1 protein-coding gene is annotated in these 264 nt (G+C 74.2%); it reads right to left on the bottom strand.

All coding sequences use genetic code 11. The features are described 5' to 3' along the window. Window positions 1–203 (bottom strand): PTS sugar transporter subunit IIA (locus AC0IW9_RS31035; RefSeq protein ID WP_471652147.1); only part of this gene is annotated, 203 nt, incomplete at its 3' end. Between the last annotated feature and the right edge of the window lie 61 nt (window positions 204–264).

Raw genomic sequence — 264 nt, 5'->3', positions numbered from 1 at the left:
CCTCCCGCCGTCCGCAGCGTCACCGCATGGCCCGCGGCGTGGATGCTCAACACTGTGGCCGCGCACGGCGCGTGCAGCGTGTCGCCGGTCGGATCGATCGCGACGCCCGCGCCCATCATCCCCTCGGCGAAGACCGGATCGGGCACCGCCGCCAACCTCATCAGCCAGCCGGCGAGCGGCGCGACGAGCGTCTCTGCGCTCACGCCACCGCCCTCCCGCCGATCCAGGTGGCGACCGGGCGGAACTGCGCGTCGAGCTGTACCC

It is taken from the genome of Belnapia sp. AC561, assembly GCF_979252845.1.
The sequence above is the reverse complement of the archived record's forward strand: the minus strand, read 5'-3'. Positions and strand labels throughout refer to the sequence as shown.